This window comes from Pseudomonadota bacterium, from assembly GCA_039815145.1.
Taxonomy (GTDB): domain Bacteria; phylum Pseudomonadota; class Gammaproteobacteria; order Steroidobacterales; family JBCBZW01; genus JBCBZW01.
Window position 1 is genome coordinate 1 of sequence record JBCBZW010000001.1, and the last position, 16,523, is coordinate 16,523.

General features: G+C 67.5%; 11 protein-coding genes. 6 read left to right on the plus strand and 5 right to left on the minus strand.

The features are described 5' to 3' along the window. Nucleotides 1-924, minus strand: a 924-nt coding sequence (locus AAF184_00005) for an efflux RND transporter permease subunit (GenBank protein MEO0420688.1), incomplete at its 3' end; no start/stop codon positions are given. Nucleotides 925-1,115: 191 nt separating this feature from the next. Beyond that, a complete protein-coding gene (locus AAF184_00010) occupies nt 1,116-1,586 on the minus strand; it encodes a dihydrofolate reductase (GenBank protein MEO0420689.1) in 471 nt (156 codons plus the stop codon). A 413-nt stretch (nt 1,587-1,999) separates the two neighbouring features. Here AAF184_00010 and AAF184_00015 point away from each other — a divergent pair, with 413 nt between their 5' ends. Both AAF184_00015 and AAF184_00020 read left to right on the plus strand, forming a co-directional pair. Further along, the gene (locus AAF184_00015; GenBank protein MEO0420690.1) at nt 2,000-2,923 is read left to right on the plus strand and encodes a hypothetical protein; all 924 of its coding nucleotides are present in this window, start codon (nt 2,000-2,002) and stop codon (nt 2,921-2,923) included. Next, on the plus strand, nt 2,920-6,087 hold the full coding sequence (locus tag AAF184_00020) for a hypothetical protein (protein ID MEO0420691.1): 3,168 nt from the start codon (nt 2,920-2,922) through the stop codon (nt 6,085-6,087). The genes AAF184_00015 and AAF184_00020 overlap by 4 nt, the downstream gene beginning before the upstream one ends. Nucleotides 6,088-6,116: 29 nt before the next feature. Here AAF184_00020 and AAF184_00025 read toward each other — a convergent pair whose 3' ends face one another. Further along, complete coding sequence (locus AAF184_00025) at nt 6,117-7,772, minus strand: pyridoxamine 5'-phosphate oxidase family protein (GenBank protein MEO0420692.1); 1,656 nt, start codon at nt 7,770-7,772, stop codon at nt 6,117-6,119. A 26-nt stretch (nt 7,773-7,798) separates the two neighbouring features. Continuing rightward, nucleotides 7,799-8,212 carry a VOC family protein gene (locus tag AAF184_00030; protein MEO0420693.1) on the minus strand — a complete coding sequence of 138 codons (414 nt, stop codon included), beginning with the start codon at nt 8,210-8,212 and terminating at the stop codon, nt 7,799-7,801. A 130-nt stretch (nt 8,213-8,342) separates the two neighbouring features. Here AAF184_00030 and AAF184_00035 point away from each other — a divergent pair, with 130 nt between their 5' ends. Beyond that, a complete protein-coding gene (locus AAF184_00035; GenBank protein ID MEO0420694.1) occupies nt 8,343-9,245 on the plus strand; it encodes a LysR family transcriptional regulator in 903 nt (300 codons plus the stop codon). Between the two features lie 2 nt (nt 9,246-9,247). On the opposite strand, the gene AAF184_00040 is transcribed toward AAF184_00035, so the two are convergent. Next, the gene (locus AAF184_00040; protein ID MEO0420695.1) at nt 9,248-11,020 is read right to left on the minus strand and encodes a DEAD/DEAH box helicase; all 1,773 of its coding nucleotides are present in this window, start codon (nt 11,018-11,020) and stop codon (nt 9,248-9,250) included. A 151-nt stretch (nt 11,021-11,171) separates the two neighbouring features. Here AAF184_00040 and AAF184_00045 point away from each other — a divergent pair, with 151 nt between their 5' ends. From AAF184_00045 to AAF184_00055, 3 genes are all read left to right on the plus strand, one after another. Then, complete coding sequence (locus tag AAF184_00045; protein ID MEO0420696.1) at nt 11,172-12,656, plus strand: alanine/glycine:cation symporter family protein; 1,485 nt, start codon at nt 11,172-11,174, stop codon at nt 12,654-12,656. Nucleotides 12,657-12,773: 117 nt separating this feature from the next. Then, the gene (locus AAF184_00050; protein MEO0420697.1) at nt 12,774-15,332 is read left to right on the plus strand and encodes an HWE histidine kinase domain-containing protein; all 2,559 of its coding nucleotides are present in this window, start codon (nt 12,774-12,776) and stop codon (nt 15,330-15,332) included. Further along, nucleotides 15,322-16,374 carry an ATP-binding protein gene (locus tag AAF184_00055; GenBank protein MEO0420698.1) on the plus strand — a complete coding sequence of 351 codons (1,053 nt, stop codon included), beginning with the start codon at nt 15,322-15,324 and terminating at the stop codon, nt 16,372-16,374. Before AAF184_00050 ends, AAF184_00055 begins: the two co-directional genes overlap by 11 nt. The last annotated feature ends 149 nt before the right edge of the window (nt 16,375-16,523 follow it).

Genomic DNA, 16,523 nt, shown 5'->3' on the forward strand with positions numbered 1-16,523 from the left:
ATCCAGTACGGCGTTGACGTCGTCGAGCACGGCCACCGTGTTGGCGTCGTTGGTGCCCGCCACGCCCACATAGGAGGCGGGGTAGCCGGAGCGGATGTTGACGCCGAAGGGGTCGATCATGCGCTTCTCGACGATCGCCACCTCGCGCAGGTGGATGGGCCGCTGCTCGACCCAGCCGACGATGAGGTCACCCAGGGTGTCCACGTCGTGCTGACCGATGTAGCGCACGGTGTACTGGCGTCGGCCGATGTCGGCAAAGCCACCGGACGCGTCGCTGGCGCCCGTGAGCGCGCCCTGCATGGCGGCCACATCGATGCCGAGCGCCGCCGCTCGGTAGGGATCGAAGGTGATCCGAATCTCCTGCGGACGCTGACCGTTCATGTCGACGCGCGCCACGCCGTCGATGCGGGCCAGGGCGGGTTCCACCACGTTCTCGAGCACGCGCTGGTACTCGGGGGAGTCCATGTTCGTGTTGGCGTTTTCGCGGCGCGGGTAGATCTGGATCGAGGCCGCGTAGTTGCCGCCGCCCTGGCCGCCCATGCCGACGAAGGGCTCGTTGGCGTCGGCCGGCAGCGGCGGGGTCTGGTTGAGGTTGTTGATCACGTTGATCAACGCCTCGTTCATGTCCGCGTCGACGGCGAAGGTCAGGGTGATCGAGCCGAAGCCGCGGGAGATCGTGGACTGCATCTCGAGCACGCCGGGCGTGCGCCGCAGCACGCTCTCCTGGGGCTCGATGATCTGCGACTCCACCTCCGCCGGTGCCGCCTCGCGCCACCCCGTATTGACGGAGATCTGGGGCTGCTCGAGGGTCGGCAGCAGCTGAATCGGCCGCCCCGCGATGGCGAGCACCCCGAACAGGGCGAGGAGGGCCAGGAGCACGGCCAGGGCGGCCGGGTTGCGCAGGCTGAATCGAGTCAGGTCCATGGGGTTGAGCACCGCTTACCGTAGGGGCAGCGCGAACGCGGGCTCGGTAAGCACCGCGCGCCCGCCGCGAGACATCGGACACGGCACTTGGATGTCGTCAGGGCGGGAAAGGTCGCCTCGAATGTCGGCGAACGGTTATCCCGTGAGGTGGGTGCGCCGGCACACGGTGACAGGCGCCGCTGGCCGGCGGGTCAGCGGCGCTCGTAGATGCGGAATTCGAAGCGCTCGTGGTGGTCGCGGCGCGTGATCTCCCATTGCGCTTCGTCGAATGCCGGAAAGTAGGTATCGCCTTCGTAGTCACCGCGGACGATCGAGAGGTAGAGGGCATCTGCCTGCGGCAAGGTCTCGGCGTAGACCCGCGCGCCACCGGCCACGAATACGCGCTCATCGAGCGTCGACGCCTGACGTAAGGCCTCCTCGAGGGAGGTACACACCCGCATGTTCGCGCCCACGGCTGATGCGAGAGTTCGGCTCACCACCAGCATCGGCGAGGCGATGAGATCCGCGCCGAAGATCTCGTAGCTGCGCCGCCCCATCACGATTGGGTGATCGCGGACCTGCGCCAGGAAGTGCGCGTACTCCTCCGGGATCTCCCAGGGCAGACCATCGCCGCGGCCGATCACCCGGGCATCGCTCATGGCACTGATCAGAATCAACTCCATCCTCTTCTCCTGGCTAACCCGACCGTTCACTCAACTGTCGACCACCCATCCATGATCTATTGCCGAACGGAAAAGATAGGCGAATTCGATGCACCGCAGCCTCCCCTCGCGCCCGCAGGCGACGCCTCCGCTCCCCTCCAGGCCGAGGCGAGCCCCAGCGTAGCAGACTCCCGACACCACCTTCCGGCTTGCCGCGCCCTGCAGCGCGCCGTGGCTCATCGGGCCCGGGAACGAGACACCGCGCGCCAAAAGACCCGCTGACGACCGGCCAGACCAGCGCCGTCGAGGCGACGATCGACGCCGCCGACCCAGCCCGTTGCACCCGCCCAACACGCCAACGCGGTATGCTAAGCCTCAAGTTGCGAATGGCCGTTGCCCTGGCCTTCCCGCCCACCCGAGAAAGGAACTCTCACGTGACCTCTCCGCCGATTGCGCCGGTTAGCACGCAGAACTATCTGCTGGCTCGTCTGGCCACGGTGGGTGATGCGCGTCGCTCGGCGCGTCAGCTGGCGAGCGACCTGAGTTCTCGGCTGCCGGCAGTCCATTGGATGAAGGCCATCGGCGAGCTCACCGCGAACGCGTGGATCGCCCCACGCGCCAAGCAGGTCACGCTGACCGACGCCGGGCGGCGGGAAGCCACGCAGCGCTTCGGCGATATCGACCCCGACGGGGGACGCTGGCGCCGCCGGGTGGAACCCGCCCTGTGCCTGGGCTACCGGCCGGACAGTGCCCGCGCGGCGCGCGCCGCCCGCCCCGATACGCTACGGGCGGTGCTGTTGACCCGCCTCTACGCCCTGCCCTTGGACGAAGGCACGGTCACCCTCAGCCAGGCCACCGGCGCGCTGGTACTGCGCGGGGTCGTGGCCCTGGCGCCGCCCGGGGCTGCCGTCGAACTGCGCGAGACGGCACGGCGCATCAGCACCGATCTCGCCCACGTCGAGCGCCTACGCCAGGCGCTCGCCCAGTTGGCCCTGGAGTACGGCCTGGCCAGCGCCACGCCAGCCGATCCGCCATCTACCCGCACGAACCGTGCGCGCCCGGCAAGCCCCAGCCTGCGCCAGTTCGCCCAGCACGTGGTCAACATCGCGCGCACCGCTCACACGGGCCCCTTCGGCCACAAGACGCCCGTTGATCACGTCTACGACGAGTACGGCCGCCGCCACGCCGATGCCGGCACCCTGGCGCAGTTCAAGGCGCGCCTGCTCAAGGCCTCGCACGCGGGCTTGCTCGCGTTACTGCCCCTGGACGACCCTCGCGCCCTGGACGCCGCCACCCGCGAGCGCAGCGAGATCGCCGTGCCGAGCGGCGCCCTGCACTTCGTGGAGCGCGGCCTGTGAGCACCGAGGACGCCCTCTTCCACGCCCTCGCCAGCGAGCACTTCAGCGGCATCTACTCGCGCTTCGCCACGGCCACCTGGGCGCGCGATGCGATCAGCCTCGATGTGCCCAGCATCCACGCCGAAGTGCGCCAGGGCATCTTGAACGTGGTGCGCGCAGCGCATGAAGACGCCAGCCCCGGCGATCGCGTGCTGCTGGTCAAGGGCGAAGCGGGCCTCGGCAAAACCCATTGCCTGACCACGGAGCTGGCCAAGCTCGCCCGGCGTGGCAAGGCCTACCCCGTGCTGATGCAGCTCGCCGTCGATATCGACGCCAACGAGCTATCGCGCTGGTTCGTGAAGAAGATCTTCGACGAGCTCGCCACGGACAAGTTCGTCGATCAAGACGGCCTCTCGCCCCTGGAACGCCTGGCCACGATCCTGTGGTCCCACGCCCCGGATCAGCGCAAGCGCTTCAAGGCCAAGCGCGATGCGGACGTGGACGAGGAGGTGCTCGACAAGCTCGCCGTCAACGCCGCGCGCAAGATCACCAAGCAACTGAAGAACGCGGGGGTGACCGCGGACGATCGTGTCGTCGTGGCAGGACTGCTGGCGCGCGCCGACGACTGCGGCCTGCCCTTCAAGGCCTGGGTCAACGGCTCCTCGTCCCACCAGAGCTTCGGCTCCCTTTTCCTCGAGCCCCTGCGCCACAACGACCAGCGCACGGACGTGCTGCTCAGCCTCGCCCGCATCTGCCACGCCACCGGCGCGCCCTTCATCCTCGCTATCGATCAGATCGAGAGCACCGAACAGATCGGCTCGCTCTCCCTGCTCGAGAGCTTCCTGGCCTCGGCCATCCAGCTGTGCGAAGACGGTATCCAGGGCACCGGGGTGATCATCTGCGCCCTGTCCGACATCCTCGCCCGCCTGCCCACCCTGCCGGCGAGCTTGCGCCAGCGCCTGGAGATGCAGCCCGCCCCCGTCCAGATGCGCCCGCCAAAGCCGATGGAGATCCAGCGCATCCTCCAGCGCCGCGCCCAGGTGCTGCTGGAGCGCGCGGACATCGATGTCAGCGAAGTGCAGGCGGCGGACCGTATCTCCCCCGCCTGGCTGTGGCGCGAGGGGTCCCTGCAACCCCGTCACGTGCTCGAGTCGGTGCGCGCTTACCGCGAGCGATGCATCGCTGCGAGTGGATTCCTTAGCCAGGACGCCTTCAGCGACAAGGCATCGGCGCCCGCCGGCGCCTCGCAATCCGTCGACTTCGACAAGGCCTGGGAGGACCGCCGCGACCAGGCCGTGGGCGGCGCGCGCAGCTTCTCCGACGAGCAGCGCATCGAGTTGCTGAGCTGGCTGATCCGCGAGTCGGCGCTCGAGATCATCGGCCTCACCGGCACGCACCTCAGCCGCAAGCACCTGGGAGGCCCCCACCCCTGCCGCATCCTGCGGGTGGAGTTCCTGGTGGACGGTGAGCAACGGCTGGAGGCGTGGGAGATCGCCTTCGCCGACGCCCCGGTGCGCGGCCGCGCCCTGCGCCGGCAGATCGATCTGTTCCTCCAGCACTGCACCGACGCCTCCCCGGCCATCTTCCGCCTCGGCACGGTGAGCGGCTTCGACGGCACGGAACCGAACCGCAGCCTCAAGGACCTGCGCCGCCTCACCACCGGCCCCGCGCTGGTCAACTTGCTCGACGCGGGGGGACGCGTCGCGCCGACGGAGAAGCAGCACTGGACCGAACTGGCCACGGCACGGGAGTTCATCGGTGAGTTCGCCGACGCGCCCGCCTTCGCGGACTGGCGTCGCGAACGGCGCTTCCTCACCCGCGAAGTGGCGATTGGCCCCCTGGCCTCCCTCGCCCGCCCGCAAGCCAACCCCGCCCGACTCACGCTGGTGAAGTCAGACGCCAACGGCTACGCCGAGGACGACGCGCAGGGGGTGAGTACGGGCGTCAGCGAAGACTCGGCGGACGTGGCCGACGACGACACCCCCTTGGCGCCCACGCAGGCCCTCGCAGAGCTGCCGGCGGAAAGCGACGAGAGCGCGCCACCCGTGCTAGTGAGCCCGATTCATGCGCGCCCCTTCGGTGACCCCCGCGACACGGCACGCATGCTCATCGGCCACGGCGACGGGGAGCGCCCCATCTTCTGGCACCTGGATCAGGGCGCGAGCCGCGCCCTGCCCAACTTCGGCCTCACCGTGTCCGGCGACGCAGGCCAAGGCAAGACTCAGATCATCAAGGCCCTGCTCGCCGATGCGGCGCGCCTCGACTGCCCGACGCTGGTCTTCGACTTCAAGAACGACTACTCGGGGGAGTTCGCGCGTACGCACGGCTTCGAGGTGATCGACCTGCAGGACGGCGTGCCCTTCAACCCCTTCCGACCACCGCCCCAGGGCGAGAGCGGCGCGCAGATCATGCCGCACGTGTTCGAGGTGGCGCGCGTGCTCGCCACCACCTTGCACCTCGGCGAGCAACAGACCGCGCTGCTGCGCGCCAGCATCATTCAGGGCTTCGAAGACAGGCTGCAGCCACTGCGCGAATGGCTGCCCGTGGAGCAGATCAAGTCACCGTCGCTGCACGATGCGATCACCATCGCCCTGCGTGATGAATCGACCACCGCCACCAGCCTCAGCAATCGCTTAGGTCTACTGCACGAGATGCGCCTGCTGCCGGGCGACGCCGGCGCCCGCCTGACCTTCGCCGAACTCATGGCGGGGCGCTACGTACTCTCCTTCAACAACCTGCCGAACGACGATCGCCTGAAGTCTGCCCTGGCAGAGATGATCCTGATCCAATTGCAGGGCTACATGCTGCGCGGGGAGCAACCGCGCGCCCTGCGCCGGGTGTTGGTGTTCGACGAGGCGTGGCGTGCCTCGCAATCGGAACGCCTGATCCAGCTCGCGCGCGAGGGACGCGCCTTCGGCGTGGCCGTGGTGGTGGGTACGCAGTTCCCGGACGATCTCTCCCCGGATCTGGTCGGCAACCTCGCCAGCAAGCTCTACCTCTACAACTCCGACGCCCAGCGCCGCCGACGCATCGTCACGGGCGTGTTCGGGCGCGCCACGGGCGCCGAGGCAGGTCGCCTGGCGGGCGCCCTGGCCGGCCTGCAGCAGTTTGATGCGGTGTTCTCCAATCAACAGCATCAGCCCTACGTGCGCTTGCGCGTGCTGCCGCACTTCGAGCGCGAGTGAACGACAACGCTTTCGCGTAGTCACTCCGGTCAGAACGTCTCCAGGAGGATGCGGTCCTCCGCCACCCCCAGGGCGCGCAATCCAGCTGTCATGGCGGAGAGAAACGCCTGCGGGCCGCAGAGGTAGAAGTCCGCATCGAGCGCCGGGTTCACCTGCGCGAGCAGCGCGACGTCGAGGCGGCCGCGCTCCACAACGCCAGCGCCCCTCAGCTGCGATGGCACGGACCGACTGAAGCGGGTGATCGCGCTGGCGTTGCCATGCTCGCGCACCCAACCCTCGATGGCATCCGCGAAAGGGTAGTGATCGCCGTCGCGCGCGCCGTGGAGAAAGGTCAGGGGCCGCGGGTCTCGCGCGGCGGCGAGCGTCTCCAGCATGCTCAGCATGGGCGTGACGCCAACGCCCGCACTCGCGAGGACGATCGGCCGCTCGCTCTCGCGCAACACGAAGTCGCCCGCGGGCGCGCGCGCCCGCAGCACATCGCCGACGGCGAGGGCATCGTGCAGGAAGCGGGACACGCGCCCATGCGCCTCGCGCTTCACGCTGATCCGGTAGTGGTCATGACCCGGGGCCTGAGAGAGCGTGTAGGTACGCGATTCCCATTGCCCATCGATCTCCACCTCGATGGGCAGGTGTTGCCCGGGTTGGTAGGCCGCGAGGGCCTGCGTATCACCCTCGGGGGGTGCCAGCTTGAAGGAGGTGACATCCGCGCTCTGCGCCTCTTTGGCGATCACCCGCAGCTCGCGCACGCTCGTGGACGGGTCCGCCCAACGCAGGGGAAGCACGTCGTCGAGGCGATTGACCGCCTCCACGTCCACCACGATCAGGCGCTTGGCCCCCGCGTATGTGCTCACCGCGTCGGGGTTCTCCTCGATCGTCGCCCGCCCCGTGAGCTGGAGCAGGCTGCCGCGCTTGAAGTCGACGAAGAGCAGGCCGACGCGGGGGTCCAGCAACAGATTGCCCACGGTGTTGAAGTGGTTGTTGCCGGCGTAGTCCGGAATCACCAGGCGACGATCGCTCTGCACCGTGACGAACCCGGGAACGCCGCCCCGGTGTGACGCGTCCATGCCCAGGGCATCTCCCGCATGGCGGCGCTGGGCGAAGCCGGAGGCGATGAAGAGGGTGTCCGCGGAGGCTATCCAGGCCTGGGCGCTCGCATCCAGCGACCGTGATCGGCTCGCCAGCGTCTTGGCGCTATCCACCGCCACCGCCTGCCATTGCCGTTCGGTGATGTACTGGGGGCAGTTGCCGAAGGTCTGCCCGACCTCCAGGGTCATCCCGCGCCGCCCCACCTGGGTGAGCGTGCCGTTCACCCGATTGCGGCGGCGACTGTGCAGTTCGATGCCCAACATCCCGAGGTCTGCACCCGCACCTAATGATTGCTCTAGCGCGTCGCCGGGCAAGGGCCTGGTGGCCATGGCCAGACTGGAGGGATCCGGCGAGGTGATGAACCCGGGTGCGCCGCTCAGGATGCTGGCCCAGACCCGCTCGGCGTCGTCCCGTGCCGCCACCACCACGAAGGGCAGTTGCGAATAGAAGTCGCGATGCTGCTCCGGCAGGTGGGAACGGACGATCTGCCGCCCCCACTGCTCGGTCTGCTCCCGCACGCCTGCGCGCGATTGCATGGTCTGCTCGCCCGCGTGAAAGGGCGAGGCGTCTTGGGGAATGAGGGGACCTGCGGTCGTCATGCGGGGGCTCCGGGATGTCCTGGCACTTAGGCCGCGATCAATTCGAGGCGCAGGTTGCCGCCCGGGATGCGCACCATCATGTGCTTGAGCGGCGTGGTGCCGAGCGCTTCCGGGCGGAATTCGATCTCGACATCGTCGCGACGGGCCAGGTCGTCCGCGAGGCTCGCCAGCGCTTCATCGCCGCCGGGTACGCGCAGGGCAAAGTGGTGCAGGCCTAGGTTGAGGCGACGATCGAAGGCGCTCGCCGTGGCCGGGTCTTCGGCCCGCCACAGGGTGATCATCACCGTGCCATCGCTGACGAAGACGGCGGGGTAGTCCGCCACCTCGCCCACCTGCTCGAAGCCGAGGGCGTCTAGGAAGAAGTGTTTGGCGGCGTGCAAATCGGCCACGGTCAGGCCGATGTGGTGGGCGCCGGCGGTTCGCGCGTGTGCTGTTGCCATGGCTGCTGCTGGTCTCCCGAGGCTGTGGAATCAGTGGGAGGAGAGTCTGCGGCGACGGCCCAAATGAATAAATGCTCAAAAATGAATAAGATTTCTTCATTTTTTGAAGCAATAACCCCGGGGCCGTGCGATGGACAAGCTGTTTGCGATGCGCGCGTTCGTGGAAATCGCCGATCAGGGCAGCATCACCGCCGCCGCCCAGGCCCTGGACCGTTCGCAACCGTCGATGGTGCGCACGCTGGGGGCACTGGAGGCACACCTCGGCACGCGCCTGCTGCAGCGGACGACGCGGCGCATGTCCCTGACGCCGGAGGGGCGGGACTACCTGGCGCGGTGCAGGCGAATCCTGGCGGACGTGGAGGATGCGGAGGCGGCCATCGGCCCCCAGGAGGGCGATCCTCGGGGCGAGCTGCGCCTGTCCGCCCCGCTCGAGTTCGGCACCCACCACGTCACCCCCGCGGTGCTGCGCTTCCTCGAGCGCTTTCCCGCCATGCGCGTGGAGCTCGCCCTCGCCGACCGCAACGTCGATCTGGTGGAGGAACACATCGATCTGGCGGTGCGCATCGGTGACCTGGCGGACTCCACGATGGTGGCGATCGCGGTCGGCACCATGCGCCAGGTGGTCGTGGCGAGTCCGGACCTGCTCGCCAAGGTGGGCACCCCGCGCCAGCCCCAGGCCCTGGGTGAGCTGCCCTGCGTGCGCCTCTCCAACCTGCCTCATCAGCGCAGCACCTGGCGCTTCGGCGTCGGTCAGGACGAACGACAGGTCAAGGTTGACGGTCCCTTCGCCTGCAATCAGATCAAGGCGGCGGTGACCGCTTGCCGGGCCGGCAGCGGCTTCGGCCGTTTCCTCTACTACCAGGTGCACGATCACGTGGTGAACGCAGACCTAGTGGAAGTACTGACTGAGCATGAGGTGGCGCCCAGCCCCGTCTCCCTGGTGTACCCCAGCGCGCGCCTCGTGCCCGCGCGCCTTCGACGGCTGATCGACTGGCTGCGCGATGACCTCGCGCGGGTGCCGGCGATGGGCTGACGCTAGCCCTCGGAGTGGTCGTCGCCCTGGCTGCCACTACTGCTGCCAGCGTGGCGTTGGCGGGTGATGGCGAGCGCCTGCCCGCAGACGCGCACCTTCTTCAGGGACTGGAAGATTGCCTTGGGCATGCCCTTGGGGAGATCCACAAAGCTGTGATCGTCCTCGATCCGGATGTGGCCGATGTAGCGCCCGTCGAGGCCCGCCTCGTTGGCGATGGCGCCGACGATGTTGCCCGGCTTCACGCCGTGGCTGGCGCCCACTTCGATGCGAAAGCGCTCGCTGTCGGGGTCTGGGCCTCGGTCGCGTCGCGGTGGGCGGGCCGGTCGAGCATCCTCGCGTGGCTCACGCCGAGGCGCGCGCTTAGGCCGAGGGCCGCCCGCATCGTCCTGACGCGAGGATCGCTTGGGGCGCTCCCCTCGATCGGGGCGAGGTGCCGGCTCCTCTCGCTCCTCTAGGAGAAGCGGCTTATCGCCCAGAGATAGCTGGGCCAGGGCGGCCGCGATATCCACCTCCGAGACGTCGTGTTCGTCGCGATACTGCTCGATGAGGCCGCGCATGAAGTCGACCTCACCGGCGGCGAGCGTCTCGGTGATCTTCTGCTTGAAGTTGGCGATGCGCTGGTTGTTGACCGCTTGCGTCGTCGGCAGAGTGAGGCGCTCGATGCGCTGGCGCGTGGCACGCTCGATCGCGTACAGCAGGCGCTTCTCACGCGGGGCCACGAACAGGATCGCATCGCCCCGGCGGCCGGCGCGACCCGTGCGCCCGATGCGGTGGATGTAGGTTTGCGGATCGTTGGGAATGTCGAAGTTGATCACGTGGCTGACGCGGTCCACATCGAGGCCGCGCGCGGCGACATCAGTGGCCACGAGGATGTCCAGGGATCCACCGCGAAAGCGCTCGATCATCTGCTCACGGTGCTTCTGCGCCATATCGCCGCTCATCGCCTCGGCGGCATGGCCGCGCGCCTGTAAGCGTTCGGCGAGCTCGACGGTCGCAGTGCGCGTGCGCACGAAGATCAGCAAGCCGTCGAAGGGTTCCACTTCGAGGATGCGCGTGAGGGCGTCGAGCTTGTGCACGCCGCTCACCTGCCAGTAGCGCTGGCGAATGGTTTCGGCCGTGGCGGTGGTGGCGCGAACGCTGATCTCCTCCGGCGAGCGCAGGTGGCGGCGTGCGATGCGCTCCACCTCCCGGGGCATGGTGGCTGAGAAAAGCGCTAGCTGGCGCTCGGCCGGCGTCTGCTCGAGGATCCACTCCACCTCTTCCACGAAGCCCATGCGCAACATCTCGTCCGCCTCGTCGAGCACCAACGCCGACACGGAATCCAGGCGCAGGGTGTCGCGACGCATGTGGTCCATCACGCGCCCGGGCGTGCCCACCACCACGTGCACGCCGCGGCGGAGCTGGCGCAGCTGCCCGCCGTACTCCTGGCCGCCGTAGATCGGGAGTACGCGAAAGCCGGGAAGGTGCGCCGCGTAACGCTTGAAGGCCTCCGCCACCTGGATCGCCAGCTCGCGCGTAGGGCAGAGCGTGAGCAACTGCACGCCACGAGCCTCGAGATCGAGGCGCGAGAGCAACGGCAGGGCGAAGGCCGCCGTCTTGCCCGTGCCGGTGGGGGCGTGGCCGAGCAGGTCGCGGCCCGCCAGCAACAGCGGAATCGCCTGTGCCTGGATCGGCGTGGGGTGCTCGTAGCCGAGGGCGTCCAGGGCTTGCACCAGATTGGGTGCGAGCCCGAGTTCGCGAAAGGCGGGCGTGGGGGTGGCGTCTTCGGGGGCCATGGGATCTCTGCGGGGGTCGGTTCAGGGGCGTTGCTCGAAGGCAGCGCGGGCCGCGCATCATACTCCTGCCAGCGCCGCGCCGCTCAGCAGGCGAGGCGAAAACCGGGTTAGACTCGGCCGCTGCCACTCATCGGACGGAAGCGCAGCGCCTATGGATTCCCTGGTCAGTACTCTCAACGGCTTCATCTGGAGCCCCGCGCTCATCTACCTGCTCCTGGGTGCTGGCCTGTTCTACTCGGTGCTGACCCGCTTCGTCCAAGTACGCATGTTCGGGGAGATGCTGCGCCTGCTGTTCAGCGGCAAGGGCTCCGAGCGCGGGATCTCCTCCTTCCAGGCCTTATCCGTTTCTCTCTCCGGTCGCGTCGGCACCGGCAACATCGCGGGCGTGGCCGCCGCCATCGGCTTCGGCGGTCCGGGCGCGGTGTTCTGGATGTGGATAGTGGCCTTCCTCGGCGCATCGACCGCCTACGTGGAGTCGACCCTCGGGCAGATCTATAAGGAGGAGGACGAGGGTGAGTACCGCGGCGGACCCGCGTACTACATCGAAAAGGCCATGGGCCAGGCGTGGTACGGCTGGGCCTTCGCCCTGATCACCCTGCTCTCCTGCGGATTCCTGCTGCCCGGGGTGCAGTCGAACGCGATCGGCAACGCGGTGGAGGTGGCCCTAGGCCCAGGTGCCACGATCAACACCTTCTTCGGCGAAGTGGGCAGCACCAAGCTCATCACCGCTACGGTGGTCGTGTCCCTCCTTGGCATCATCATCTTCGGCGGCGTGAAGCGCATCGCCAAGGTGACGCAGGTGGTGGTGCCCTTGATGGCGCTCGCCTACATCGTCACCGCCGTGATCATCGTGGTGATGAACATCGCCAAGGTGCCCGCCATCCTGGGCCTCATCGTGGGCGACGCCTTCACCCCCATGGCGGGCTTCGGCGCCGCCATCGGCTGGGGCGTCAAGCGCGGCGTGTACTCCAACGAGGCAGGTCAAGGCACCGGCCCGCACGCTGCCGCTGCCTCCGAGGTGGAGCATCCAGCGCAGCAAGGCCTCGTGCAGGCCTTCTCCGTGTACGTCGACACCCTGTTCGTGTGCACGGCCACCGCCTTGATGATCCTGATCACCGGCGCCTACAACGTGCACAACCCCGACGGCGGCTTCCTGATCCAGAACCTCTCGCCAGAACTGGTGGCCAGCAGCCCCGCCTTCACCCAGTACGCGGTGGAGAGCATGTTGCCCGGTGTCGGCAAGCCCTTCATCGCCCTGGCCCTCTTCTTCTTCGCCTTCACCACGATGCTCGCCTACTACTACATCGCGGAGACCAACGTGGCCTACATCCGGCGCACGATTCGCATTCCCGGCGAACTGCTGGTGCTGAAGCTGGTACTGATGGGAGCGGTGTTCTACGGCACCATCCGCACCGCCAACCTGGCCTGGGCCATGGGCGACCTCGGCGTGGGCCTGATGGCCTGGCTCAACGTGGTGGGGATCTTGATCCTCTTCTTCATGGGCAAGCCATCGCTGATGGCCCTCAAGGACTACGAGCGGCAGCGCCGCGAGGGCGCCACCACCTACACCTTCGACCCGAAGAGCCTCGGCATTCGCAAGGCCAGCTTCTGGGAGGAGCGCTTGCGCAAGCGTTAGCCACGGGAGTTCATCCGCGCAGCTCCCGGCGCACCGAAGTTCCCCCTATACTGGCCGCACGGGCGTGCTCGAGGCGCCCCGGGAGAGCGAACGGACAGCCGAGCGAGGGATACTCCCATGGCAGTCGGATCCGACGCCGAAAGCCGCGCCCTAGCGGACTGCGCAGACGAACCCATCCACATCCCCGGGTGCATCCAACCCTGGGGTGCCCTGATCGGCTGTGACGCTGCCCTCAGCGAGATTCGCTACGCGAGTGAAAACCTACCTCGTTTCGTCGGATTCACCCTCGCCGAGCTCCTTGGCTCCGCCCCCACCACGCTCCTGAGCGCCGAACAACTCAAGCGATTGCAGGATGCCCTGACCGATCCCCTACGGCGCCCCGACGAGCGCGCGGTGGGTCTCGGGCAGTGCGAAGGCGTGAGGGGCTTGCTCGACGCCTCGGCCTTTCGGGTGGACGAGCACGTCGTCATAGAGTTCACGCCCACGCAGCCCGGCCAACCCGCGGCGGAGCATCTCGCCGAACAGCTGACGCAGCTCCTCGACCAGATCGATGATCATCGGCATCTCCCCGCCCTCCTCGACGACGCGGTGATCTGGCTGCGACGCCTCACCGGGGTCGACCAGGTGATGGCCTTCAAGCTCCTCGATGACGGTTCGGGGGAAGTGGTGGCCGAAAGCGTGGCCGCAGATGGCCAGAGCTTCCTCGGCCTGCGATTCCCCCAATGGGACATCCCCCCGCAGGCGCGGGAGATGATGCTGCGAACCCCGCTGCGGGTGATCGCCGACATCGAACAGCCCCCGGTCGACCTCGCCAGCGCGGACCCGCACGCGCCTCCCCTCGATATCTCCCTGGCCACGGTGCGCGGCGTCTCACCCGTACACATTCAGTACCTCGCCAACATGGGCACGCGAGCCAGCATGACGCTCACCATCATGAGCCGCGGCAAGCTCTGGGGGATGTTCTCCTTCAAGCATCGCGAGGCCTACGTGCCCTCGACGGCTACTCGCACGCTGCTGCTGCCGTTCCTGAAGCACTTTAACCTGAAGCTCTCCGCGCTGGCCTACGAGGCGAGCACCGAAGACCGCGAACGCGAGCGTGCCTTCCTCGATACCCTGCGCACGCAGCAAGATGACGACACTCCCTTAGGAGAGCTGCTGGCCACCGACCACGTGCGCTTCCTGCGCCAGTTCGAGGCCTGCGGCCTCGCCCTACAACTCGCCGAGCGCGCACCGCGCAGCTTCGGCCTCTGCCCGCCGCCGGCCGCGCTGGAAGCACTGATCGACGACGTCACCGATATCGTCAGCGTCGACAGTCTTGCTGCCCACCTGCATTGTGACCGCGCTGTCCTGGGCGTCATCGCTGGCGCACTGATCATCCCGTTAGGTGGTCTTGGATGCATCGTGCTATTCCGCGAGGAGACGGCTAGCACCTTTCGCTGGGCTGGCGAGCCGAAGAAGGACATCAGGGACGACGCGGGGCGCACCAGACTCAGCCCGCGCGGCTCCTTCGGTCTGTATCTCGAGGAGAGGCGAGGCCAGTGCACACCATGGTCCGCCGCCGACCGTTCCCTCGCCCACGGCCTGGGCGAGGTGTTGATTGAAGACCTGCAGCGACGGCTGCTGCTCGACCGAGAGATCCTCACCCACCGCACGCGCCAGCAGAAGGTGATGATCAATGAACTCAACCACCGTGTGCGCAATATCCTGGCCCTGATCCGGGCCATCACCCGCCAGGCCCGCAGCCATCGCACTTCCCTGGACAGCTACGCCGCGGCGCTGGAGAAGCGCATCGAGGCGCTGGCCAAGGCGCACGACCTGAGCAGCGAGAGCGCGAACCGTGGGGTGTCGCTCAGCTCACTGGTCAGCGCCGAGCTCGCGCCGTTCGAGCAGCGGGCAGCGGACGGCAGCGCCAACGTGCGCATCCATGGCGACGATGCGCATTTCCGTCCAGACATGAGTCCTCTGGTGGCGCTCGTCGTGCATGAGATGACCACCAATGCCACCAAGTACGGCGCCCTGTCGATCACCGGCGGCCGTATCGAGGTGGCTATTTCACGCGAAGCCAAGGGCGTGAGAATGCGCTGGGTGGAGTCGGGCGGACCACCGGTGGTGGCCCCCGAAGCCGCCGGCTTCGGGACCACCCTGATTCGCAACGCAGTCCCTTTCGAACTCGACGGCACGGTAGACCTGCACTTCCACCCCCAAGGCGTGGAAGTGGTGCTTTGGTTGCCCGAGTCCGCGCTGCTCACGGGCGTCCCACCGACCCGCCCCGAGGCCGTGCAAGCGCTCGCCGATGATCCGAGCGCGACACCGCCCCGCACGCGTGGTTCGGTGCTCGTTGTCGAGGACAACTCCGTCATGTCCATCGACCTCCAATCGATGATGGAGACCATCGGCTTCGAACGCGTGACACTCGCCTCCAACGAGGCGTCGGCCCTGCAGCAGCTCGACAACAGCGCGTTCGATTTCGTGGTCCTCGATATCAACCTCAATGAGGAGAACAGCTACCCCATTGCCAGGCGCCTCAAGGCCGCTGCCACACCCTTTCTATTCCTGACCGGCTACGGAACTGAGGTGCCAAGGCCGGACGATCTGGCCGACGTCGTCACCTTAACCAAACCGGCGGATCAGGCTGAGCTCACCCTCGCCATCGACGCCCTGCTCCATGACGGCTAAGGCCAGCAGCCCCGGCACCGACATCATCTCCGCGTACCACGCGCTGCTGCGCGAGGTGTTGGAAGGCGGCGAAGGCAGCGAAGGCATCGAACAGATCGGCCGTCGACTGCTGGCCGCCCGCGTACCGCTGACGGCCGTGCGCGATATGCACGAGCAGGTGAGCACCCTGTTGGCGCACTCGGGCGCCGCCTACGACCTCACGGACGAGATTTCTCAGGCCCTCCTGGGGATTTACGACCGGGCCATGGCGGATCTCTTCGAGCTCCGGGAGGAACTTCAGGAGGAGGTGCGCGCGAGGCGGGCAGACGATGCCGACAAGCGAGCCGAGCGACAGGCCCTCGAATCAGCCAACACGCGCTTGAAGCATTGGATCGAGGAGCTGCGCCACTTCAACCACTCCTTGGCTCACGATCTCAAAGCGCCGATCCGCACCGCGAGTGCCTACGTCGATGTGTACCTCGAAGACAATGCGAGCCACCTAGGCGACCGCGCACCGTTGGACATCGCCCGCACACAGCTCGACCAGCTTGGCGATCGCATCGATGCGGTACTCGAGCACGCGACGGTGCTGGGGCGAGAGCAAACCCACGAGCCCGTCGACCTGAACGAATTGCTGAAGCAAGTGCTGGCGGCCCTTCGAACAGACCTGGAGCACACGAAGGCCGACGTCGCCTACGATCCCTTACCGCAGATCAACGGCGATCGCTTCCAACTCCATGTGCTGCTGCTCAACCTCCTCGGCAATGCGATCAAGTACCGAGAGCCGTCACGCCCGCTGACGATCGAAATCCGCAACCTTCCCACCCCCAACGCACAGACCGTCTCCTTCGCGGTCAGCGACAACGGCATCGGCATCGATAAGGGTCATCTCAAGCGAATCTTCGAGAGCTTTGCACGGGTGCGAGGCACGCACTCCCAACCGGGCACCGGGCTCGGCCTCGCCATGTGCGCCACCGTGTGCGAGCGCCACGGAGGCCGCATCGACGCCCAGTCCGGACCGGGACTGGGCAGCACCTTCACCGTGATTCTCGGCCGCGAATAGCACCCGATCTATTCGTTAGGCATTGCCATTCGCTCGGTCGAGCAGACCGACAAGCACCACGCTCACGGGCGCCAGAGCCCGGCGAACGGGACGAACATCCCAACTCCATCATCCCAAGCAGTTTCGATATCGACAGCAACATTGGCTTT